The sequence below is a fragment of the Nostoc sp. PA-18-2419 genome (genome assembly GCF_005869855.1).
In the GTDB taxonomy this organism is placed as follows: Bacteria; Cyanobacteriota; Cyanobacteriia; order Cyanobacteriales; family Nostocaceae; genus Nostoc.
The window spans coordinates 1-23671 of the sequence record NZ_SZNH01000007.1; the positions used below are offsets into that span (position 1 = coordinate 1).

At 40.7% G+C, this 23671-nt stretch carries 15 protein-coding genes; 9 read left to right on the forward strand and 6 right to left on the reverse strand.

The window, feature by feature from the left end:
- A partial coding sequence (locus FCR06_RS09125) for a transposase (RefSeq protein WP_145973336.1) occupies positions 1 to 278 on the forward strand: 278 nt, incomplete at its 5' end.
- Between the two features lie 127 nt (positions 279 to 405).
- On the opposite strand, the gene FCR06_RS09130 is transcribed toward FCR06_RS09125, so the two are convergent.
- The gene (locus tag FCR06_RS09130; RefSeq protein WP_138498801.1) at positions 406 to 1785 is read right to left on the reverse strand and encodes a UDP-N-acetylmuramoyl-tripeptide--D-alanyl-D-alanine ligase; all 1380 of its coding nucleotides are present in this window, start codon (positions 1783 to 1785) and stop codon (positions 406 to 408) included.
- A gap of 278 nt (positions 1786 to 2063) precedes the next feature.
- Between FCR06_RS09130 and FCR06_RS09135 the strand changes: the two genes are divergently transcribed.
- Complete coding sequence (locus tag FCR06_RS09135; protein ID WP_138498803.1) at positions 2064 to 2528, forward strand: hypothetical protein; 465 nt, start codon at positions 2064 to 2066, stop codon at positions 2526 to 2528.
- A gap of 85 nt (positions 2529 to 2613) precedes the next feature.
- On the opposite strand, the gene thrC (FCR06_RS09140) is transcribed toward FCR06_RS09135, so the two are convergent.
- On the reverse strand, positions 2614 to 3705 hold the full coding sequence (gene thrC / locus FCR06_RS09140; RefSeq protein WP_138498805.1) for a threonine synthase: 1092 nt from the start codon (positions 3703 to 3705) through the stop codon (positions 2614 to 2616).
- A 579-nt stretch (positions 3706 to 4284) separates the two neighbouring features.
- Between thrC (FCR06_RS09140) and FCR06_RS09145 the strand changes: the two genes are divergently transcribed.
- The gene (locus tag FCR06_RS09145) at positions 4285 to 4476 is read left to right on the forward strand and encodes a hypothetical protein (protein WP_138498807.1); all 192 of its coding nucleotides are present in this window, start codon (positions 4285 to 4287) and stop codon (positions 4474 to 4476) included.
- An 82-nt stretch (positions 4477 to 4558) separates the two neighbouring features.
- Here the strand turns inward: FCR06_RS09145 and FCR06_RS09150 are convergent, their stop codons facing one another.
- Positions 4559 to 6964 (reverse strand): hypothetical protein, encoded by a 2406-nt coding sequence (locus FCR06_RS09150; RefSeq protein WP_317616808.1) that lies wholly within the window; start codon positions 6962 to 6964, stop codon positions 4559 to 4561.
- 209 nt (positions 6965 to 7173) lie between these two features.
- On the opposite strand from FCR06_RS09150, the gene FCR06_RS09155 reads away from it, so the two are divergent.
- Positions 7174 to 8850 carry an iron uptake porin gene (locus FCR06_RS09155; protein ID WP_138499179.1) on the forward strand — a complete coding sequence of 559 codons (1677 nt, stop codon included), beginning with the start codon at positions 7174 to 7176 and terminating at the stop codon, positions 8848 to 8850.
- Between the two features lie 1387 nt (positions 8851 to 10237).
- Positions 10238 to 10591, forward strand: coding sequence for a hypothetical protein (locus FCR06_RS09160; RefSeq protein ID WP_138498809.1), 354 nt, complete (start codon positions 10238 to 10240; stop codon positions 10589 to 10591).
- A gap of 161 nt (positions 10592 to 10752) precedes the next feature.
- Here FCR06_RS09160 and FCR06_RS09165 read toward each other — a convergent pair whose 3' ends face one another.
- Both FCR06_RS09165 and thrC (FCR06_RS09170) read right to left on the reverse strand, forming a co-directional pair.
- Entirely contained in the window at positions 10753 to 11028 is a 276-nt protein-coding gene (locus FCR06_RS09165; protein WP_138498811.1) for a MoaD/ThiS family protein, read from the reverse strand.
- A gap of 78 nt (positions 11029 to 11106) precedes the next feature.
- Positions 11107 to 12414 (reverse strand): threonine synthase, encoded by a 1308-nt coding sequence (gene thrC / locus FCR06_RS09170; RefSeq protein WP_138498813.1) that lies wholly within the window; start codon positions 12412 to 12414, stop codon positions 11107 to 11109.
- 929 nt (positions 12415 to 13343) lie between these two features.
- Here thrC (FCR06_RS09170) and FCR06_RS09175 point away from each other — a divergent pair.
- The 4 genes from FCR06_RS09175 to FCR06_RS09190 all read left to right on the forward strand — a co-directional run bounded on the left by FCR06_RS09175 (position 13344) and on the right by FCR06_RS09190 (position 22113).
- On the forward strand, positions 13344 to 15878 hold the full coding sequence (locus tag FCR06_RS09175) for a beta strand repeat-containing protein (protein ID WP_138498815.1): 2535 nt from the start codon (positions 13344 to 13346) through the stop codon (positions 15876 to 15878).
- Between the two features lie 179 nt (positions 15879 to 16057).
- Positions 16058 to 16618, forward strand: a complete 561-nt coding sequence (locus tag FCR06_RS09180; RefSeq protein WP_138498817.1) for a DUF11 domain-containing protein — start codon at positions 16058 to 16060, stop codon at positions 16616 to 16618.
- Between the two features lie 189 nt (positions 16619 to 16807).
- The gene (locus FCR06_RS09185; protein ID WP_138498819.1) at positions 16808 to 18358 is read left to right on the forward strand and encodes a DUF11 domain-containing protein; all 1551 of its coding nucleotides are present in this window, start codon (positions 16808 to 16810) and stop codon (positions 18356 to 18358) included.
- Positions 18355 to 22113 (forward strand): Ig-like domain-containing protein, encoded by a 3759-nt coding sequence (locus tag FCR06_RS09190; protein WP_138498821.1) that lies wholly within the window; start codon positions 18355 to 18357, stop codon positions 22111 to 22113. The genes FCR06_RS09185 and FCR06_RS09190 overlap by 4 nt, the downstream gene beginning before the upstream one ends.
- A gap of 214 nt (positions 22114 to 22327) precedes the next feature.
- Here the strand turns inward: FCR06_RS09190 and FCR06_RS09195 are convergent, their stop codons facing one another.
- Positions 22328 to 23410: a peptidoglycan-binding domain-containing protein gene (locus FCR06_RS09195; protein WP_138498823.1), complete on the reverse strand. Its 1083-nt coding sequence runs from the start codon at positions 23408 to 23410 to the stop codon at positions 22328 to 22330.
- Positions 23411 to 23671: the final 261 nt, after the last annotated feature.

Sequence of the window (23671 nt, forward strand, 5' to 3'; positions counted from 1 at the left end):
AGCGCGGATTGCAGTTAGTCACAAAATCTAAGAAGAAAATGAAAAATCGTTTGGTAAAACTGATTGATAAGATTCTGTTACGCAAACGTGCTGTAATTGAGTCAGTCAATGACCATTTGAAAAATATATGTCAAATAGAACACTCTCGTCATCGTAGTCCATTTAATTTTTTAGTTAACTTGATGGCTGGTTTAGCTGCTTATACCTATTTGCCTAAAAAACCCTCGATTGACATTTACCCAAAAAATTTGCCTGTACTACCTCCTGCCATTTTTTAGTTCCGTCGAACTCACGTTGACCTATGGTTGAAATACTTAGTGTTCTAACTTATCTAGCGATCGCTAAATCTTCTTCGCTATTAAGGACAAAAGTCAAATAACGTACAACTTGACGATCGCCAGCCTATCAGACGTTCGATTTGTAAGAGTATAATTTGGGATATTCTGCACGTAACTGATTAACAACCCGATCTAGCCCCACTGAATGTGCAGCTTTGAACAGTAAACGATCGCCTGCTTGGACAAATGTCTTCAATCTCGCCACCAATTCCCCATGAGTTGCAAAGCACTCCGATGGGATACCTTGAGCACTTTTAGCGATAGCTTCGGCATCTTCTCCATCTACCAACACCAACAAGCCGTCTAATTTCAACTTTCGCACTGTTTCTCCGACTCTTTGGTGCAACTGCAAGGAGCGTTCTCCTAATTCTTTCATTGCACCTAAGACGGCAATTTTTCGCTTTCCGGGTGTGTCTGCCAATAATTGCAATGCTGCTAACATCGCTTCTGGCGCAGCATTATATGTCTCATCTAAGATTACTACATCGTTGGGCAAACTAAACCGTTGCGATCGCCCTGTCGGCATATCCACCACCACGCCTGCTTTCAAACTTGCCCAATCAATTCCCAAGACTTTTGCCACCGCTAAAGCCGCTAAGAAATTAGTCGCATTGTGACGACCAGGTAGCGGTAAAGGCAGTTGGATTCCTGCAACTTCTACAGTTTCGTTATCAATCAGCACTGCTGGAATATCCCCCCCAGAAAAGCCGTAAGTTATGACTTCTCCTGTCCAAAATTTCGCTGCTGTGGCCATTAATAGAGGATTGTCGTAATTGAGAATTGCTACACCATCAGCAGGCATTTCGGCTAATAACTCACATTTGGCCTCGGCAATTGCTTCTTCGGAACCCAATAACTCAATATGTGCCGTCCCCACATTGGTAATCACTCCAATATTGGGACGCGCTATTTGTGTGAGTTCGGCAATTTGTCCCCTACCGCGCATCGCCATTTCAATCACAGCGTGGTCATGTTCTGTACCCAATTCTAGGAGAGTTTTCGGGACACCGATTTCGTTATTGTAATTGCCATGAGTTTTGTGAACTGCTTTTTTTGTTCCTAAAACTGCCGCAATTAATTCTTTAGTAGTAGTTTTACCTACGGAACCTGTAACCCCAATTACAGGAATCTCAAAGTTATCGCGCCACCATCTGCCAATTTTTTGATACGCCTTGAGGGTATCTGATACCTGCAATACAGGAAATCCGGGATTTTCGTATTCCAGATCTACAATTGCAGCTATTGCACCCTTAGCGATCGCTGTTTGCACAAATTCATGTCCATCAAACTTATCGCCTCGTAAAGCCACAAACACTTCACCCGGTTTGAGGATGCGCGTGTCTGTTTGTATACCATTACTGAATTGTGTTAAACCAATTTCATGTAAATTTACAGGACGAGCTAAAAGAACTTCGGCCAGTTGAGCAAGGGTGGCAGAACAAGGCATAAATAGAGACTTGAAAATTATAAAATCGAATTATGACACAATCCGATTCATAGCGCTTCTGGTTTACAGCAATTTTCAGCCAAATAGACCAAGTAAAAAATTGTAGATTTGAAATTTTCGATAAAAATACTTTTTATCGAACTCATAATTTGATTTTTAAAAAAACTCAGTATACTTTTATTCTTCTGTTAAGAGTTTCCTGCCTACGCAAATGATTTGATTCATCAAATCGGATTTCTGTATGTAATAGTACTTGCATAGTAAGTGTGAGGATAAAAATGGCTGAGAATATTAATCAAGCAACCGCTTTAACACAACAGTGGTTGACAGAAATTCAGACACTCAAACAGCAGATGGCAGAACTTCAACACGATCGCGATGCTGCTTGGGAAAGTGCCCAAAAATGGCGTCAGCTTTACAACACAGAAGCAGAACAACGACGCACAGATGCCCAATTGTCCCAACAGGCGATCGCATCTCTGAAGGCAGATTTACATAAACTCCAAGGTTTAGAGACAGGGATACTGGCTGATACACCAGTCACGGCTATCCAACAAGAAATAGAACAGTCACAATCTGTGGAGGAATTACAAGCTAAACTGGTCGCTGCAATAAAAGAACGTGATCGCCTTTTGCAAGCCTTGAAAACTGAGCAGGAAAACCACGCTCAAACTCGCAAAAGTCTGACTACTGCCTTGGGTGATGCTATTGATAGTTTGACACAGGAGCGAGCAGGGAGATGAGGAGATAGGGGAGTGTGGGGAGAGAGGGGGAAAGATTTGTTCCCCATCCTCCAACACTTGCCAAACTTTCTGTTTGCCCCATGCCCTAAAATCCCATTGCTTCGGCTACTGCTTTGAGTTCGGCTGCAATACCCTGTTTAAATTGACTTTGATTGTGCTTAATAGCTGTATCTGGGTCTTTTAAACCATTGCCTGTGAGGACGCAAACCACGGTTGCTCCTGTGGGAATTTGGTCTTTCACCTGTAGCAAGCCAGCTACAGAAGCCGCGCTAGCAGGTTCGCAGAAGACGCCTTCTGATGCTGCCAAAAGTCGATAAGCGTCCAAAATCTCTGCATCGGTAACGGCGTGGAAACTTCCCTGACTGGCAGATTGGGCGGCGATCGCTAATTCCCAACTAGCAGGGTTACCAATACGAATTGCTGTGGCGATGGTTTCCGGATGCGCCACTGGCTGACCGTGTACTAAAGGGGCTGCACCTGCGGCTTGGAATCCCATCATCTTGGGTAGGCGATCGCATTTTCCCGCTTGATGATATTGACAAAATCCCATCCAATATGCTGTTATATTTCCCGCATTACCCACGGGAATGCATACCCAGTCTGGGGCATCACCTAGCACATCGACGATTTCAAAGGCTGCTGTTTTTTGTCCTTCCAAGCGATAGGGATTAACCGAATTAACCAAAGTCACGGGATAGCTTTCGGCCATCTCGCGGACAATTTCTAAAGCTTGGTCAAAATTTCCTTTAATTGCTAATACTTCTGCCCCGTAGACTAAAGCTTGGGCTAACTTACCTAATGCTACATAGCCATCGGGAATCAGCACAAAAGCGCTCATCCCGCCACGCGTAGCATAAGCGGCGGCGGCGGCAGAGGTGTTGCCTGTGCTGGCACAAATAACTGCTTTTGCCCCTGCTTCCTTTGCCTTGGAAATTGCCATAGTCATCCCTCGGTCTTTGAAGCTGCCAGTGGGATTAAGACCGTCGTATTTGACAAATACACGTACTTGTCTGCCAATACGTTCTGCGATCGCTGGCACTGGTATTAGGGGCGTATTACCCTCCAATAGAGTGACAACCGGGGTTGTTTCGCTGACAGGCAAATATTGGCGATAGGCTTCTATCAGTCCGGGCCAAGGTTGGCGATGAGATTTAGCAGCAGACAGGCTCAAAGTCACAGGATTTAAAATTCTTTAATTACGGATTAGGGATTAGGGACTAGCGACTAGGGATTAGGAAATTGGTTATTTTGCAGTTTCCAATACCCACTTCCCAGTTCTCAGCCCTTTAATTCCAACATATTATTCAGAATATTATTTTTTGTGGTGCAAGGCGTCCCACTTGCCATTTTTATTTTATAAGAACACTCTTTGAAAACCCTGTGCGTTGATGCTAGGGACAAAAACGGTTTAAGGCGTTTACGCCTAAGTGAAGTTTTGTTTTGTGCTAGACCGGGAAGTGTCAATTAGGATGTAAGTCTATCATAACGAGTGGAGAGTTTGTCATTAAGCATCAATTATTAATTATTGCCTTCTGCACCTGAAGCCCCTTCCTTAGAACCTCAGGGGTTGCTATAGACCTCTGCTCTCCTGCCTCTTGTGTTGGAACACGCCCATTACCATCACCGTCTGTTATTATCTAACCTGAAACCTATTAGACTATATGATTTAAAATTCATAATATTTTAATAAATCTTAAAATAGGCTTATTATAATATTTCTAATGGTGTGAGTTTAAGAAAGCGGATTTAATTAAAGATGCCTACTTGTTTATCCAGTGTTTCCGATCGCGAGTCCCAAACTAGCTTAGTTAGTAAGTTAACCAAGTCTTATTATCAAGACGATCAGCAAGCTAAATTTATGCATTTACAAGCAGAGGTAGACTCACTCTTGCAACAGTTGGAAAGCCTGAACCACCAACGTTTAGCTGCAACTAGCGAAAAAGAATAACTTAGGATTTTAGATGGCGATGTATACGACGGGCTACGCCAACGCCAGCAAGCCTTTGGGCTAAATTTTAAGTAAGTGCATGTTATTCAAAGCGCTGATTTTTCTCTGACCAGCGCTTAAGGCTATACTTACCAGCATTTTCTACTAGTAAAGCTAAGGATGGCAGGCCTGAAAGCTTGGCGATCGCAGATAATCTTTGAGAAGAATTTTTTTGAAAATCTGTGTAAATCACTTCATTGCCATCGGACAAAATGATAGTGCGGTCAGGAGATTGATTTGTGTTTTTCTGGGCAATTCCAGCTTGGGGCTGATTCAAGGATGCGATCGTTGTTCCTGAAATTGTCAGTACTATCTCCGGCTTACCATTATTTGTTAAATCAATAGTTTGAACAGGCCAATCGCCTAACTTTTCTTGCATTTGTTCAAAATTAGGAATAGCACCAAGCGGAACCTCACCGGATTTCTGTAAAGATTCCCACAGACTTGATAATAGTGCCTTGACTGTTAACGGATTTTGTGCGTACAGTTCTTGGAGAGTAATGGGAGATGGTTGCACCCATTCCAGTGCTGAATTTGTCAGCGCTAGGGGTTTGGGTTGGAGAACATTGTTTTGATTCTCTGGAATTTTTGGCGCAGCAACTAGTAGGCGCAAGACTTTATCCCGTAGTTGTACCGCTTTGATAGTAGCTATAGTAATTTGCTGTTGTCCGTTTGGTAGCCAAACTACTATCTGCATTTGCGGGTCAGAATTAATTCCCAAAGTTTCCCACAAAAATTTTCCAGGGGAAGTTTTAGGTGGATTCAAATTCTCAAAAGGAAAATTTAGCCAGCGTTTACCATCAGAAAATGCACTCACTTGTACTTGATACCAAACTTCGTTATCTGTAAGTTTCAAGTCTGCTGGAGAATTTGGTTGTAGCCATTCGCTATTAGTAACTTGAGCGATTGGTTGGACTGTACCAACAATCTGACTAGGATGGGATTGCGACTTGGTAGCCTCACCATTGAGTTTTGTTAACAGACTTTGAATATAAGCAAGACTATCTTTGGGAATTTGTGGTTGCGCCTTCAACCAGGAATCAGCAGCTTCTTGCCCCTGTTGAACTGCTAAAATCAAGGCAAACCAAGCTTGCACCTCTGGTCTATTTGGATTCACCCGTAATGCTGCTACTGTGCGATTCCACAAGCGTTTTTCATCAGCTTTTAGCAAGGTAGCAATTTCTTGGACATTATGTGCCGACTCTTCAAACACCTGTAAAGCTTTCTCCCAGCGTCCATCAATTAAATCTGCTAGTACTTGTTCGCTAGGACTTGCCCAACTTTTCTCAGCTTGAGATTTAGTCAGTTGGGAGTGCAAGCCAATGAGATCCATTTGGGCTTGTGCCGCCTCTGGTAATCCTTTACGCTGTTTTTTGATAAATTTCAACCATTCAAAAGCTGGCGTCCACAATCCGCTACGGGCAATTGATAACGCATTTTGATATCCAGAATCTTTAAGGACTGGTGATTCGAGGCTAATTGCTTCTAACTCAATTGGTTTAAGAAATAGCTTCAGAGGCTTGACTTGGTAAACCTGCAAGTGTGGTTCCAAACCTACAGTTTGATCGATAACTAACTCTTTTGTAGCATCACCAGTTACCTGCTGCCATTTGGGTAATTGACCGCTAGGACTTGCCCAAGCCAACATCTGTTGTAAATTGTTGCGTTGTGGATTGTAGTATACGATCTGACCATAAGCGATCGCATTAGTTCCTTGTTGGCGTTCTCCCCGCAAATTAAACCAAACCCCTGGTGATGGCGTCTTGTCGTCAAAGCGTTGTACTTCAGTTAAAGGTAGGGGAATACTGATATCCTGGGGTTCTAATGCTGCATCAACCAAGCTAGAAATTACAAAGGATTCTTCTAGTCCAGTTATTGGTAATTGAGTTTCTAAATAATAATAATTTTCCGACTCAGACTTAAACTCTAACTCTTGTGAGCGTTGATAAACCCTGATTTCAACAAGTTTTTGACAATCAAATTCACAATTAGCACGCTGCTGAAAAACTGGCATGAAAAACGAGTTTTTTGTACCTTGGTACAAAGGCAGAATTTGCTTGACTATGAGCTTTTTTCTACTCAAATCGAGTTCAATTTGTTTAAGAGTTTGGGGGCGTTCGTGGTTAGTGAGGGGGATTTGTAACCATGCAGGTAAAATTTTATTTAGCCAGCTTACTTGATCTGGATTGAAGATAAAGAGAATACTAATCCAGGCAAAAGCCATAACTAAACTAGCACTACTCAACAGAATTGCGATCGCTAGCATTGACGGCAACCAACTTCCCCGTTTCGGTTTTTGAGGCGGTTTTTTAACGACGCGTTTAAACGCACCAGTACAAGACTCATTGAGTTTAGAAGTTTTTGGTGTCAACTTGCGTGAGCGGTTTGCCATCGGTGGGGAGTGGGGAGTGGGGAGTAGGGTGATGGGGTAATGGGGAGAGAATTTCACCCCACCCCTCCCACACTCCCTATTGCTTAATAGTTATACTCTTCCTTGCTGAAGTTGCCCAGAACAATAATGTCTAATTTTGTACAAATTCAGTAAATTTACTCATGTTAGTGCTAAACAATCGCGAATACACTCTTCACTTAAGTATGTGAGCAGAGTATAAAAAATTGAAAGGTAGACTTATTAGCCGCAGCCATACCAAAATCTGGATGCTCGCATTGTTACTTGTTGCGGGAGTCAATACAAACTTTGAAAAAGCGATCGCTATTCCCACTGACACAGGAACTACTCAGAATCCAGAATTCAGAATTCAGAACTCAGAAATTGGGAGCAATAGTATCTCTTCATCCCTGCTGACAGTAGATCCGATGGCACAAGTCACATCAGTGTCCCAACTAAAAGACGTACAACCTAGTGATTGGGCATTCGCTGCATTACAATCTTTGGTAGAACGCTATGGTTGCATAGCTGGTTATCCAGATAGCAACTATCGCGGTAATCGCGCCCTAACTCGGTATGAATTTGCTGCTGGTGTAAATGCTTGTTTAGATAGAATCAACGAGTTAATTGCGACAGCTACCAGTGATTTAGTTCGGCGTGAAGATTTAACAAAATTACAAAGATTGCAGTCAGAATTTGCAGTTGAATTAGCGACTTTACAGGGTCGTGTTGATAGTTTAGAAGCTAAAACTGCTGAAATCCAAGCCAACCAATTTTCAACAACAACTAAACTCAGCGGATTATTAATAGTTGGGCTTCAAGGACGGACTAGTAATCGTGGTGATGTTAATCCAAGAGATGGACAAAAAGATACAGATGATGGCGGGACAAATATTGATGTTATTTCCTTGGCGCAGTTGTATTTAACTAGTCAAATTACTCCTCGTAGTTACTTATTAACAGGTCTGTTAGATGGTAAAGGCACTAGTGCACCAAGATTTACTAATAGCGTTTCTCGGAATGATGTTTTACTTGGCTACGAATTTCCTACAGATAATTTGATTATTAGTGACCTCAATTTTCATTGGCTAGTAACAGATAAATTAGCAGTAATGGTGGGAACAGAAGGCGTAAGTATGCCAGCTGCTTTCCGAGGACCAAATCGGGTAGAAGGTGCTGCAACTGGGCCGCTGTCTTATTTTGCTCAAAGAAACCCAATTTTAAATATGGGATACGGTCACGGTGGTATTGCTATTGATTGGCAATTTGCTAAACGCGCTAGTTTGCAGGCAATTTATACTAGTTATCAACCAGGAAATCCGAGTAAAGGTAGCGGTTTATTTGATGGAAACACCACTACAGGTGTACAACTGTTGTTGACACCAACTAATACTGTAGATTTAAGTTTATATTACGTTAATAATTATTCATCAAATGGTTGTCTATTAACTTTTGTTGGCGATGAATGCTTAACTGCAATTAATAGCACTACTGGCAAATCAGCACCCCTACAAACTAACGCTGTAGGTGCAACTGTAACTTGGCAAGTTTCAAAGAGTATTAGTTTGGGTGCATGGGGTGGTTATACTAAATCTTATATTCCTGGGCAATCGGGAAATGTTGAAACAACGAATTATATGGTATTTTTGAATTTCCCTGATTTATTTGCCAAGGGCAATTTGGGCGGAATTTATATCGGACAGCCTCCGAAAATCACTAGTAGTAATTTATCTATAGGGAATAATGTCCCTAATTTTATTAATACTGGTTTAGGACGCGCAGGAGGACAACCAGGGACAACTACCCAAATTGAAGCATTTTATCGCTTCCAAATAAATGATAATATTAGCATTACACCAGGCATCATTCAGATTTTTGAACCTGGTCACACACCAGATAGTGACTCAGTTACGATTGGTATTCTGCGGAGTACTTTTAGTTTTTAGTCTAAAAATCGAAAATTTACAATCTTAGATTTAGAATTGAGAACTTTCAAGACTTTGATACCCAAATTTAATATTTTAAGTTTATCCCTTTGAATGTAAATAAAAATTTTAAAAAATATAAATTTTCATATATTTTGTGATACTTCATGATGTTATTTACTTTAAGAGATCAGACAGACCAGTTTCTCCACTTTAGTAAACACCAAGACTAGACTGGCTTCCCCATACTCTATATCCTATTTTTAGGAGATATAAAAAAGGTTTGGTAGTAAACCAAACCTCAATATAAATCCAGTGCATAACAACATCCCGAATTAATTTACTCAATATTATATTCATTAGGCATCTTCCTATAGGAAGTGTGCAAATATCCTCAAACCTGATAGGAAACTGATTGAGTATCACTGAATACTTGAAATAGAATATTTTTCTTCCATAGCATAAAGGCTACAGCATAAAGATATAGAAGTTATAGGGTTATTTTAAAAGTTATTATGTTATTTTAAACACTTTTTAAATACTTTAAATCATCCTTAAGATAGGTGAATTTTCAAATTCTAATGATGCCTTATTAAAAACAATTGAAAAAGATCTCTTTACAACTTAATGCTTTACAAATCTCCTCTAAAGATTCTTGTTCACAATTAGCAGCCAAAATAAAAGACGGAATAATTTATCCCATCCAAATACCTTCAAGTCCTAATAGACCTTGGATTATAGAAAAAATAGTATAAATAAAATTTAATAGGAAGAAAGGTTAATAAATAACATCAACTCTTGAAATACTAATTTACTATATTTAAATTATTGATATTCAAATCATTGTATTATGAGCAAATTATAATAAATGCAAAAATCTACAATAAATAGCAGTAAAAAGCACGTGCTTTAGCCCGGCCCGTGCTTTGTATAACAAGTAAAAACATCTTGATAATTTCTACAATATATCAAAATACCAAAATTACAAAATGCCAAATTGCCAAATAGCCGCCAATTATAGATAAGTATGGATTTATCTTGATTTTAGATATTTTTATTTGTAATAAATTTGACTGTAAACATAAATTAGTAGCTACTCTCTAGTTATTAAATAAAAAATATGTTTGAGTATTGTTATTAAGTTATTTGTTATAGTATAGATAAAATATTTTTATTAATACTTTATTTTTAATAATGTTGAATTCTGACGCTCGCCAAAGTCTTATTTTAGATGAATTAACAAGTATTTGGTATTTTTTATAGTATTCTATCAACAACACTAACGCAGCACAGTATTTATATAAGATTGCTTAATAACCTTGACCTTGTTAACATATAATAAATACTGCTTATGGTAGGACTTTTGTGAGTAATACTAGATAAAAAATTACTGACGGCGAAATAGATTGTGAACCTAAGTATAATTGATGATAAATTTCAGATTGAATTTACCCTCAAAGAGCAACTGCTAGCAGTTCGCTTGAATAAACTTTGGCAAATACCATTGGCCCATATTGAACAAGTTATGACAGCCGAACCCCAAAGTAATTGGCGAGAATTACGTGCCCCTGGTAGTTTTGTTCCAAAAGTGATTAAGGCTGGAACTTATTACACTAACAGGGGTAAAGAGTTTTGGTATGTGAATCGAGAGACAAATTATTTAACCATTGAATTACTAGATCAATCCTATAAACGGATTATCATAACTGTTGATAACAATGAATCTTGGCAACAAACACTTGCTCAGATAATTGCTGTTTAATCAGTCAAGTTAAATTAAAATAATAAGTTTTTTAAAGCAAATCATAATAATTTATTCTTTGAAGTTGACTTCACAATCATTCCCAGTCTAACGACTGGGAACGAGGAAATCTCTCAAAGATTTGTCTAGTCAGGATTCTACTTGATTTAGTGTTCTGAGTATTAACCACCAGCAACAGCAGGGACAATACTTACTTCATCACCATCATTAAGGTGTGTATCTGCACCTTTTAAAAAACGAATATCTTCGTCATTCAGATAAAAATTTACAAACCGCCGTAGTTTTCCTTCGTCATCACACAATCGTGATTTAAACCCAGGAAAGCTTTGTTCTAATGAATCCACAAGTTCAGCAATGGTGCTGCCACTGGATTCTACACTAGCTTGGTTATTAGTAAATTGTTGAAGAGCAGTAGGAACTAAGACTGTTACGGCCATAGAAGTAGAAAGTTAAGAGTAAAAAGTAAGGATTTGTCCTTTGTCCTTGGTTTTAGCAAATGACTAATGACAAAATAATTAAACGAGGACTTGTTGCCATTCCAAGCGATCAAGAGTACGCGATCGCTCTAGCGCACGTTCAAAACTATCGAGTTTAGCATCAATAGTCAAAGGTTCGCCAATGTAGCCTTGTACTGCTTCTTGGGTTTTGAGTCCATTGCCAGTGATGTAAACCACGGTAGTTTCATCTGGGTCGATCTTGCCAGCTTCTACCAGTTTTTTCAGGACGGCGACGGTTGTACCACCCGCTGTTTCTGTGAAGATGCCTTCGGTTTCTGCTAGCAGCTTGATGCCATCAATAATTTCTGCATCGTTGACTGATTCAATGTTACCACCAGTCTTCTGAGCTATATCCACAGCATAAATGCCGTCTGCTGGATTACCGATCGCAATTGATTTGGCAATTGTATTTGGTTTCACTGGCTTAATAAAGTCGCGCCCTTCTTTAAATGCTTGGGCAATGGGTGAACAACCTTCAGCTTGAGCGCCGCTGAAACGGACGTTCTTACCTTCTACCAAACCAACTTCTACGAATTCCTGGAAACCTTTATAAATTTTAGTAAACAGCGAACCAGAAGCTAAAGGAGCAACGATATGGTCGGGTAATTCCCAACCTAATTGTTCTGCAACTTCAAAGCCTAGCGTTTTGGAACCTTCAGAGTAGTAAGGACGCAGATTAATATTGACAAAACCCCAGCCATGCGTGTTAGCAACTTCCGAACAGAGACGATTTACTTGATCGTAGTTGCCCTTAACAGCCATCAGGGTAGGACTGTATATTAAACTACCAATAATTTTACCAGCTTCCAAATCTGCGGGGATAAACACACAGCAGTCTAAACCAGCATGAGCGGCGATCGCAGCTGTAGAATTTGCCAAGTTACCAGTGCTAGCGCAAGAAACTGTAGAAAAACCCAACTCTCGTGCCCTAGTCAGGGCAACTGATACCACCCGATCCTTGAAGCTGAGGGTGGGCATATTCACAGCATCATTTTTAATATAAAGCTTGTTTAGACCCAGGCGGCGGGCAAGACGATGGGAACGAACCAAGGGAGTCATACCAGTTCCCACATCTATAACATTATCAGTTGCGACAGGCAAAAACGGACGGTAGCGCCAAATTGAATTAGGCCCAGCTTGAATTGTTTCACGAGTGACAGTCTGACGTAGAGCGCTGTAGTCATACTTRACTTCCAAAGGCCCAAAGCATAACTCACAAACATTGCTGGCTTTGGGTTCATATTCTGCACCACACTCCTTACATTTCAAGGCTTTAAAAAATGTGGCATTACTGACTTGGGATTGGGTTGTGATTGCCTGAGTCATAAACTAGCTTTCCCTGTCTGTCCATCAACTGTCGCCTGATAGTAACACGAGCAAAAATACCAGTCAAACATACCCGATAAAATTTGTCGGGTATGTTTAGTAGTAAAAGTACTAATTTTTGTCAAATTTTAATGTCAATAAATCCTTATATCTAGTACTTACACTTAGTTAAGTATAGTTGTGAGACTAGATAATAATTTTGATTATTCAGTTTAAATACTGTTAGTAGTTATGATTAAGTTGCATTTATACTATGAGAATTTACATTAGTCTTAATTTTTAGTGTTTTAGTTCGGTTACTGAATTTATTCAAAGAGCTAGAAGTATTTTTATATAATTTTTAGTGTTTTTTATTTGAAATTCACTAGGAAATATACTATTGTTATTGAAACAATAAAGTTGATTTTTAACCTTGAATACACTCATTCATCTTTAGAGAAGTTACTTGTTTATACGGTAGATTTTTTTTGCAGTCAAAGTTAAATTTTTACTTGTATAAACGATTGGGCAGTACGCAACAGTAAGTTCCCTATACTTATGATTACCAGCCTTAATTACCAGAGGCGATCGCAAATTAAGATAGGCGAATCATTTCAAGGTATTGCTTCAATATATTTGATCAGGAGTGTCAATAACTGACAGCGAATTTCAAGAAGTATAAAATACACAAAGTAACTCTCCAAATCTGGTGTCAAGAGTGTTTTACTTTGTAAAGTTTCGATACCTAGTAGGGGTGGTGCGAATGTCAGCATTCAAAATTCTCTGGTGAATTCTGTTCAAAGAATTCACCAATTCTGCTTTAACTCCTCAAGTTTGCATTCTCAAAACATTAAAGTTTTAAGCAAATATCATCGGTAATTTTTTAAAAATTGCCGAACTTTCTCCTCCTTGAAAATCCAGGACACAAGTTCAGCAAACAAACTATACCTATGGAAAAACAAAATAAATTTGTAAACAAGCAGCATCACTACTATCAATCTTTAATAGCAACAGCATTATTAACTGGCAGCCTTTTCCAATTTATTGCACCTGTGTTAGCTGATGGAACTACTGCGGGTACATCTATCAGTAACACAGCTACAGCAACTTATGAAGATCCTAATAGTCCAGGAACAACAATCAACTCCACTTCCAACACTGTAGTTGTCACCGTGGCAGAGGTTGCTGGGATCACTGTCACTGCTTCTGGTGTCACAGATGCTACTACTAGTGCTACCAATACAACAGTCCAGGTTGGTGACTTACTCATCTACACCTACACTCTAACCAACGTAGGTAACGATCCAACCAAATTTCACATTCCTAACCAAGCTACAACGACTGGGCCGGGTACAGTTTCTGGCACATTACCAAATGGTGGTACAGCTAATAGCCTGCAATATAGCACTGACGGCGGTCAAACTTGGACAAATATCCCTCAAGGCGGTGTAGATACACCTTCTGTTCCGGTTGGTGGTACTGTGTTGGTGCGCGTACCAGTTACCGTCCAAAATGGCGCTCAAACCAATGACGTAATTACTGTTACCTTGGGTAATACCCCTGGTGATGCTCAAAACCAGCTGCGGAGTCCTGATGGTGGTGACGTGTTCACAGTAGATAACCCCGATGGTAGTGCTGGTGAGGTAGCTGGCGCGCCAGTTAATGGTACACGGGAAGCTAGCGCCACCGAGCAAATTAAAGTTGGTTCAACGCTAAAAACCTATACTTTAGCCACCATTCTCAAGATTCGCAGTGGTTATAACAATGCTGGCACGACTGCAATTACAGATGACAAGCTAACCTACGATTTAAGTTTACGAGTAGAGTCCAACGATCCTACTGGACAGGGAATTACACCAGCAGCCTTGACGGGCACAACTATCAATGTCAATGGTGCGAATGGCACCTATATATTGGTTTCTGATGCGATTCCTCTAGGTATGAATTTGGCAGTAGCACCAACTCCACCACCTGGTTGGCAAACTGTTTATACGACTACTCCAGTTACAACTAATGCTAATGCAGCCAGTTGGACTACGATACCACCAACTCTTACCTCAGTCACTCGTGTTGGTTTTATCAATAATCCAGCAACCATTACTTCCATTGCTCCTGGTACAACGGTCAATGGCTTCTCGATTCAGTTAGCTGTTAAATCGACTGCAACTTCACCGTTAACCGTTGCTAACATCGCTCAATTATTTGGTCAAACACCTACCAGTAATTTCCCGGTATACGACGAATCGGGCGACCAAAATCCCAGCAATTACGACGGTTCCCCAGGAAATATGACACCTCCTGCGGGTACAGATACTAATAATGATGGTGTTCCTGATACTCTACCATCTACCAGCGTTGATGATGGTTATATTAATACTCCAGCATCTCCGGAAACTGGAACTGACACAGGCAATAACAACAGTGGTAGTGGTCCTGGTGGTGAGGCGAATGTCTTTACTGTGCAAGCACCTGTGGCTTCAGCGGTACTCAACGGTCCCCAAAATGCGCCAGATGCTACTGGTCCATCGGGTCTGACCAACGATGACTTCACTAATAAATCTTCTCTAGTTCCTGCTGGTACGGCACCTAATAGTACACTCGATCCTCAGTCAGTTGGCTTCACCAACACAGTTAAGAATAGTGGTACTGACCCAGGCGTTTTGAAGTTAGAGCCAACGCCACCAGCAATTCCAGGAAATTTACCGAATGGTACGAAGGTGACTATTACTTATAATAGTCAGTCGGCTGTCTATACTTACAATAATGGAGCGTTTACAACACCTGGTACAGCAATTACAATTCCCAACTTTGCTACTGGTGCAACTATTAACTATGGTGTAGAAGTTGATTTACCTCCGGGTACGCAGTTATCTACTGATATTAATAGAGGTTTCCCAGTACCCATTACTGCTTCTATTGATAACTACACAACGGACACTAACGGTGATGGAATCAAGGATAGTGGAAACGATAATACCTTTGATTCATCCAATATCACTATTGATCGCGTCTACACTGGCTTCCTGAAACTGCTGAAAGTATCGCGAGTTTTACAAGGAAGTGGGCCTGTAGTCCAGGGGAATGATGGCTCATTCAGTATCGATCCTAAGAAGCCTGCACCAGGAAATATTATTGAGTACCAAATTCAGTACAGTAATATTTCCGAATCTCAATCTGGAACTGGTAACGTGATTTTGAATGCTGACAAAGTTGTAATTACTGAAGATGGTACGCAAAGCCCGAACAACTGGGCATTAGACAACGATGCCAGCGGTCAAATTGATACTAGCAATATTGTTGGCTCAGCTAAGGATTCTGGAAGTGCAACCATTCGATTCTTTAATGGTAATCCAGCTAATAGCTCTGGTATCGACCAAACTGGAACTACGGTAAACACTGATATTACCAAGTATGTGGATAGTGTATCTGGCGTAATCGCACCCGGTATTCAAAGAACATTTACCTTCCAACGCAAGGTCAACTAATTCGTTGAGATTGGGGATTAGGGACTCCAAAGCTTGCAAACTTGGAGAGATTGCACTATCACCGCAACCAGTTAACTTAACTCCCCAATCTTTAAACACTAAGCAAACACGAGAGTGACTATTTTTGAGTACAAGCAGGGAAAGATAAATCAACAATCAAGATTCTGGAAGTTATTTATATGAAAGGTATTTCTTTTGCAGGTTTAGCTACGTTCGCACTAATAGTTACAGTTCCGTTTTCCAATCAAATTCCCGGAGTTGCAAATATTTGGCATTCAGAAAGTGCCTATGCCCAAAATATCAAAACTCAAGCGCTTCAATTGCGTTTAGAAGCCGAAAAGCAAGTCATCGCTCAAGATCAACAAGGTAAACAAAGTCATAAATGGCAACCTTTAAAAGGTCAAGCTGTAGTCAGACCAGGAGATGTATTAAGATATACCTTAAGTGGCGAAAATCAAAGCGATCGCCCAGTGAAAAATTTAGCTTTAAATCAACCTATTCCCAAAGGAATGGTCTATGTACTGAAATCTGCTGATGTAAATAATAATGGAAAAATTACTTATAGCATTGATGGTGGGCGTAGCTTCGTCGAAAATCCCACCGTTAAAGTTACTCTTCCTGACAGCAAAGTGGAAACAAAACCAGCGCCAGCCATTGCTTACACCCACATCCGTTTACAGGTTCCGTCAGTTGCAGCAAAGACGACAGTTAAAGCGACTTATCAAACCCAAGTGCGTTGATTGAAATTGGGGTTGTCCTTTGTTATTAGTCATTAGTCATTGGTCATTAGAAAGGACAACCATTAGACAATATTTTACAAATAAAATTGCTTAATTTTAGCAGTTAAATTGCATAAAATATCAGTAATTTTTGGGAATTTATCTAAGTAAATAATTTTTTATTAACAACGAGCTTGGTATCCAGAGGAGATGTGTTCAGTGAGCCGTCCTCAAAAACAAAAGCAAATTACTTTTAGTAGTAGCTGGTGGCAAAGATTAACAGCAAGTATTTTATTGGGAAGTTTTTTATATACTAGTTTAGCTATATCAACGAAAGCACAGCAAAATAATAGTCAAGCTGTATCTTTACCAATCAAAAATCAAGCTGATTATACTTATACAGACCCAGCTACTAATAATAAATATCAAGGAACTTCTAGTCAGCTTAGCGTTACTCCCAACCCATTATTTGACCCATTAGGACGGATATTAGGTTGTGCTGGCACCGTTTTACCTGATTATACAGGTTTTTCAGTTGGGGTATATGAACCATTACCTAGCGACCCAACGGGTACAGAATTGGGTAGTTTAGTTGCTTTGACTCGAACAGAGTTACCAGATATTCCTAACAACAATGTACCTGGAGGTAAATCGCCAAATATTGAGAATAGTAACCCATATTTTATTACAAATAATCCTGCGGGTGTCTACAATTTTTTACTCGATCCAAATAAAGGTCAAACTGCTCCAGGGAAAACTTACATTTTTGTAGTTAATCCACCACCAACTTCTATCTATAAACAGCGGCGGATCAAGATTCAAATCCTTGATAGTACTGGTACACAAGGTAATAATATCATCCGATATATAGCTAGTTCTTTGGATGGACAACCAATTAATATTACAGGTGAAACCAGGGTAGAGCAAACTGTTGTTTTAGTTCCGAATGCAGAAGTGGTGGGACTGGACTTATTAGCCTTTGAATTTACTACAAATATGTGTCAAGCTAATCAGTTGCAGATTATTAAAACAGGCGATCGCGCTACTGCTGAACCTGGAGATACGGTAATCTATCGCCTCTCGCTTAAAAATCTTGCTGATGCTGGTTTGAATAATTTAGTTGTTACTGACAACCTACCTTTAGGATTCCAGTTTTTGCCGAAATCTGTACGTGGAGAGACGAGTGGGACAGCAGTCGCTATCACCTCACAACGGAACGGAAACACGGTGATCTTCCAGACAGACATGACAATTCCCCCAGGGGAAGTCTTGAATATTGCCTACGCTGCTCAATTAACCAGCGATGCTTTGCGTGGTAATGGGCGTAACAGTGCGATCGCTAATGCCCAACGAGCTGATAACCGTTTTAGCACTAAGGACGGCCCAGCAACGCACCAACTAAAAATTCGTCCCGGAATTGTTTCTGACTGCGGCACGATTATCGGTCGGGTGTTTGTTGATAAAAATTTTGATGGCGAACAGCAGCGTGATGAGCCTGGGATACCCAATGCAGTGGTTTTTTTAGAAGACGGTAATCGCATCACTACAGATCCAAATGGTTTGTTCTCCTTAGCTAATGTCTTACCTGGATACCACACAGGTGTACTAGACCTCAGCAGTGTACCTGGTTATGCCTTAGCTCCCAATCAAAAATTCCGCGAACGAAATAGCCAATCTCGCCTAGTGCATTTAGAACCAGGTGGCCTAGTACGCATAAACTTCGGTGTCACCCCCACATTTCAGGAGCCAGTCAAGAAATGAAACCCAGACTGCACTGTGCAAGTATTTTCAACTTGAGGTTGATGGGGGCAATGCCGATAGCTCTATGCCTCGTTTTGTATCCTGCCATAGTCAAAGCAGAACTTACTGGGGAAAATCTGGATTCTCCTTTGCAAGCAGAGAAGGGCGTCGAAAATCGAGTGGTTGAAAATAAAGTGGTTGAAAAAAGTATGGCTACTGTTACTTTAACTTCAGATGTGCAGCTAAGTGAAACGGAAATACAACCATTTCAACCAGCAACTTCTGTAGAATTGCCTAGAGGTTTACGCAAAATTGCCAGAATAGAGGAAAAGAAAGACCAATCTTCAAAGGAAATACAACCATTTCAACCAGCAGCTTCTATAGGTTTGCCTAAAGGTTTAAGTAAAATTGCCGGAGTAGTTAGTGGGGACAAGGGGACAAGGGGACAAAGGGAAAATATGCCTGTGTCTCCTACTCTCCCTATCTCTACAGCAATCAAAATTCTGACTCCCACAGCTAACAGTGTTTTGGATGTACAAGCTACTACGGTGATTGTACAGTTTCCATCTGGTAGTCAAGTAGAACTGCGAGTAAATGGTGCGTTGGTAGATCCTTCCTTGGTGGGGCGGACGGAAAGCGATGCGAGTACTAACTTGGTAACGCAGACATGGTATGGTGTTTCATTACAAGAAGGTCAAAATACTATCTCTGCACAAGTAGTGGGGGCAACAGAACCGCCTGTAACGGTGCAGGTCGCAGTCCGGGGAGCACCGCAGCAACTAACTTTGGAAACAGTAGAGTCTCGTATCCCAGCTGATGGACGTTCTACGGCTACAATCCGGGGTCAACTGCTCGATGCAAGTGGCAATCGCTCTAATCGTGATGCTGTTGTCACTTTGATACCAACTGCTGGGGAGTTGGTGGGGAAAGATTTCAAACCCGATCAACCTGGATTTCAAGTGGAGGCGAAAGGGGGGCAATTTACAGCAACGTTACGATCGCAATTGAAGGCGGAAGCTGTGACAATTCGGGCTGTGAGTGATAGTTTAGAAGCCTTTACCCAATTACAATTTGAAACGGCATTACGTCCGAGTTTGCTAACTGGGGTAATAGATTTACGTTTGGGCGCCAGAGGTACAAATTATTACGGCAGTTTCCGTGATTTCCTGCCTCCAGACAAAGACAATAGAACACAATTAGATTTCCATTCGGCGATATTTGCCACAGGTGCGATCGGAGAATGGTTGTTTACAGGTGCATATAACAGTTCTCGTAACTTGAATGAAGATTGCAACTGTGATAATCGCTTGTTTAGAACTTACCAATTTAGTGAGCAAAACTATCCTGTTTACGGTGATAGCTCGAAAGTTGATGTGGTTGCTCCTTCCATTGACAGCGTATTTCTGCGTTTCGAGCGTTCGAGTAGGATACCTGGATCTTCCCCTGATTATGCCATGTGGGGTGACTATAACACAGAAGAATTTGCGCGGCGATCGCAGCAATTTACTTCTATCACTCGTCAACTCCACGGTTTTAAAGCTAATTACAATTTGGGAAATTTACAGATTACAGGTTTTTATGGCAACCATTTAGAAGGGTTTCAACGAGATACTATTGCTCCTGATGGCACTAGTKGTTATTATTTCCTCTCTCGCAGACTTCTACAACCAGGAAGTGAAAATGTCTTTATTGAATTAGAAGAACTGAATCGTCCTGGTACTGTATTGGAACGCAWACAGCTTAACCGAGGCCCAGACTACGAAATCGACTACGACCGCGGTACTTTATTATTCCGCGAACCGATTCTTCGTACCGATATTGATGAAACTGGACAAGTGTTGGTGCGTCGGATTGTTGTTAGCTATCAATATGATGACCAAAACTCTGATAGCAATATCTTTGCTGGTCGTTTGCAATATAATCTTTCCCGAAAGCTGAACCAAGAAAGTTGGATTGCAACAACTTACGTCCAAGAGAATCAGGGAGTGCGTGATTTCCAACTGTATGGTGCAGATGCGCTGATAGCTTTGGGTGATAAGGGTAAGCTAATTGCAGAATATGCCCATTCGAGCAATGATTCTGATGTTGTGGGAAAGGTTAGAGGTGATGCATATCGTTTGGAAGCAGAGGGAGAAATTACTAATGGTATCCAAGGACGTGCTTATTATCGGTTTGCCGATACGGGTTTTGCTAATGACGCCACCATCAGCTTTGTACCGGGACAAACCCGTTATGGAGCGCAGGTTATAGCTAAACTGACTCCAACTACCAATGCTAGAGTCCAATACGACCACGAAGACAATTTTGGCATTGCTCCCCAACCACTAGACACTTTTGAAGAACTTTTTGCACCCCGTTCCGAGGCCATACCAGGAAGTAAAGTAGATAATTCCTTAACAACGATTACCGCTGGGATTCAGCAACGCTTGGGTAGCGCCATCATCGATCTCGATTGGATTCATCGCGACCGCGAAGACCGCATCCCCACGAATGCTTTGAGTAGTAATTCCGATCAACTGCGATCGCGTTTTACAGTTCCCATTGTTAAAAACCTGACTTTCCAAGCTCAAAATGAACTTAGCTTATCTTCTCAAAAAGATACTGTTTACCCAGACCGTACCATTTTAGGGTTGAATTGGGGGGTAATTCCTGGTGTAAATGTTAGTCTCGCCCAACAGTTTTACACTAGCGGTCAATTTTCTGGTAATTCTATCACTAGCTTGAGTGTCAACGGCGAACACAAACTCGGAAGCGATACTACTATAACTGGTCGTTACTCAATTTTGGGTGGTGCCAATGAAATGACTACCCAAGGAGCAATAGGTCTGAATAACCGCTGGACTATTGTTCATGGATTGCGGTTGAACTTAGCTTACGAACACGTATTTGGCAACTTCTTTGGACGCACTGCGGCGGGTCAACAATATCCTCAACCCTATGCTTTTGGTCAAGCTGCATCAGCGATCGGATTTGATGGTGGCGATAGTTATAGCGTCGGCTTGGAATACAGTGATAATCCCCAGTTTCAAGCCAGTGCCCGCTTTGAGCATCGCTCCTCTTCTGGTGGTAATAATACAGTAATTACCGCAGGTGCAGTGGGTAAAATTTCTCCATCTCTTACAGCTCTGGTACGTTATCAACAAGCAAACTCTTCCAATCAAAGACTTTCAGGACTGCCAGATACCGCTAATCTAAAGGTGGGTTTAGCTTACCGCGACCCCTATAGTGATAAATTTAATGCTTTATTGCGTTATGAATATCGTCAAAATCCGGCAGTGATTCCTGACACTATCTTATTAGGCAGTGGTACGGGTTCCCAAGACCATATTTTTGCTTTAGAAGCTATTTATGCGCCTAACTGGCAATGGGAATTCTACGGTAAGTATGCTTTGCGTAACAGTACTTCTTATTTGGCTAACGATTTGGTTGGTACAAGTACAGTTAATTTGGCACAATTACGAGCTACTTATCGTTTGGGATATAGCTGGGATTTAGTTGGTGAGGTTCGTTGGATTGGTCAATCTAGTTATAGCGAGACTGGTTTTGTTCTGGAAACAGGTTACTACCTGACTCCTAATTTGCGCCTTTCCGCTGGATATGTTTTTGGTGAAGTTGATGATCGCGATTTTTCCGGGACGCGTTCGGCTGGCGGCGCATATTTAGGGCTGACTGTCAAGCTAGATAACTTATTTGATAGTTTTGGACAACAAAAGCCTGTGCAACGTAAACAACAAGAATCTACGGCGCAAAGGCTGGTAGAGAAATTACGACAATAAAATTTGGCGTTCTATAGGTCAAACAGTTTGAGCCGAATGACACGCTTGTCAACGTGAAACCACGAGTAGGGGCGGGGTGTGGTGCAATGGGTGTTGATTATAGGAAAAAATTAAGAAAATTAAAAACTTGTGCCAACATTAATAAACTTCTTTGCTACCCAACGCTGGCGCGAACGTCACTATACCTCAAACCCCACCTTCTATACTCTTTGAACTAATGTCCATCATTAGACCAGTGGGGACGATCGCTAGATAGTTTAATTACACCGTAAGAACGGCCTACCTGCCATAAAGTAGAATTTTCATAACTTGTTCGTGGCTGAGCGATACTAACTGTAGTTCCAATAGCGTTTTTGACATTTAAAGTTCCTAACCAAGTTATTTCCCAATCAATTGCTAATCTTTGGGTATGACGAGAGGTAAGAACAGGTCGAAAAGCAATATTATAAACAGATACCATTTCTTTAGCAGCTTGGACAGAGGCAGCTGGCGTATAATGTAGCCAATTAATATCGACGTTGGGCATAGGTGGAACATCTAATGCAGCAATTTCATGATTACTAATACGGAAAGCGTAATGCATTAAATAAGCCCGTTCTGAAGGACGGAATACTGAAGCGATACTAATATCAGCTCCAGCATTTTTTAAAGCTTGCTCAAAAGCTTGTACTTTTTGACGGAAGGGAGAAGCCAAATCATCAATTGAGTCGCTGTCTGGGAATAAATTAGTCCAGTCTTTTCCACTGAGTTGTTGTCTTAATCTTTTGGCGTATTCTGTTATCTTGTCTAAAGCCAAGTCAAAATCAGTGCCAAGCTTGGTTTTTGTTGTATTAGAAAGCTGCTGAGCTAACTTAGCTCGAAAATTGATGTCTATTTTTTTATAAGTTTCAGTTATTCCCCTAGTACTGTTGGGGCCAAAGTCTCCATCAGGTGCTAATGGAGGATTCAAAGGAGCGATCGCTGTTAAACTTTTTTGTAAGTCTTTGACCTCATTATCGCCAAAGTTGAGATAAGCTAATAATTTTTTTCCCCCATCAGCATAAATAGCAAAATAGGTAAGGAAACCTTGCTCTAGTGCTTTTCCATAAGTCGCAGTATCTACAACTCCCGTGGCAGTTAAACCATTACGAATTTGATATTCACGTGTTGCTTTTTCTGTAACATTCCCAAAATCTCCATCAACCGCACCAATTGGGAAGTCATTCTCTAAAAGAAATTTCTGCCAAGCAGTTACAATCGGTCCTTCAGACTGTTTATTGAGAGTAGTCAGTTGCAAAGCTTGAAGTTTAAAACTCATAGATTTTTCTTGAATGAAAGAATTATTTCTTGTTAATTTTTTGTGTAGATTGAGGAGTTACAATACACCTGTCTGAATAGTTAAATGTCAAGAAATTAGAATAAATTAATATATTAATCATACTAGATTCTTTACCAATACTGACCTGAAAAAGTAGGCGAGCTTTCTTTAGTGTTCTTTTAGGTGCTGAATTCTTACAGATTTAGCAAAAGTCGATGTCTGACTAAGCCTCAAGAATTGCGATCGCTCAATGGAAAAAAT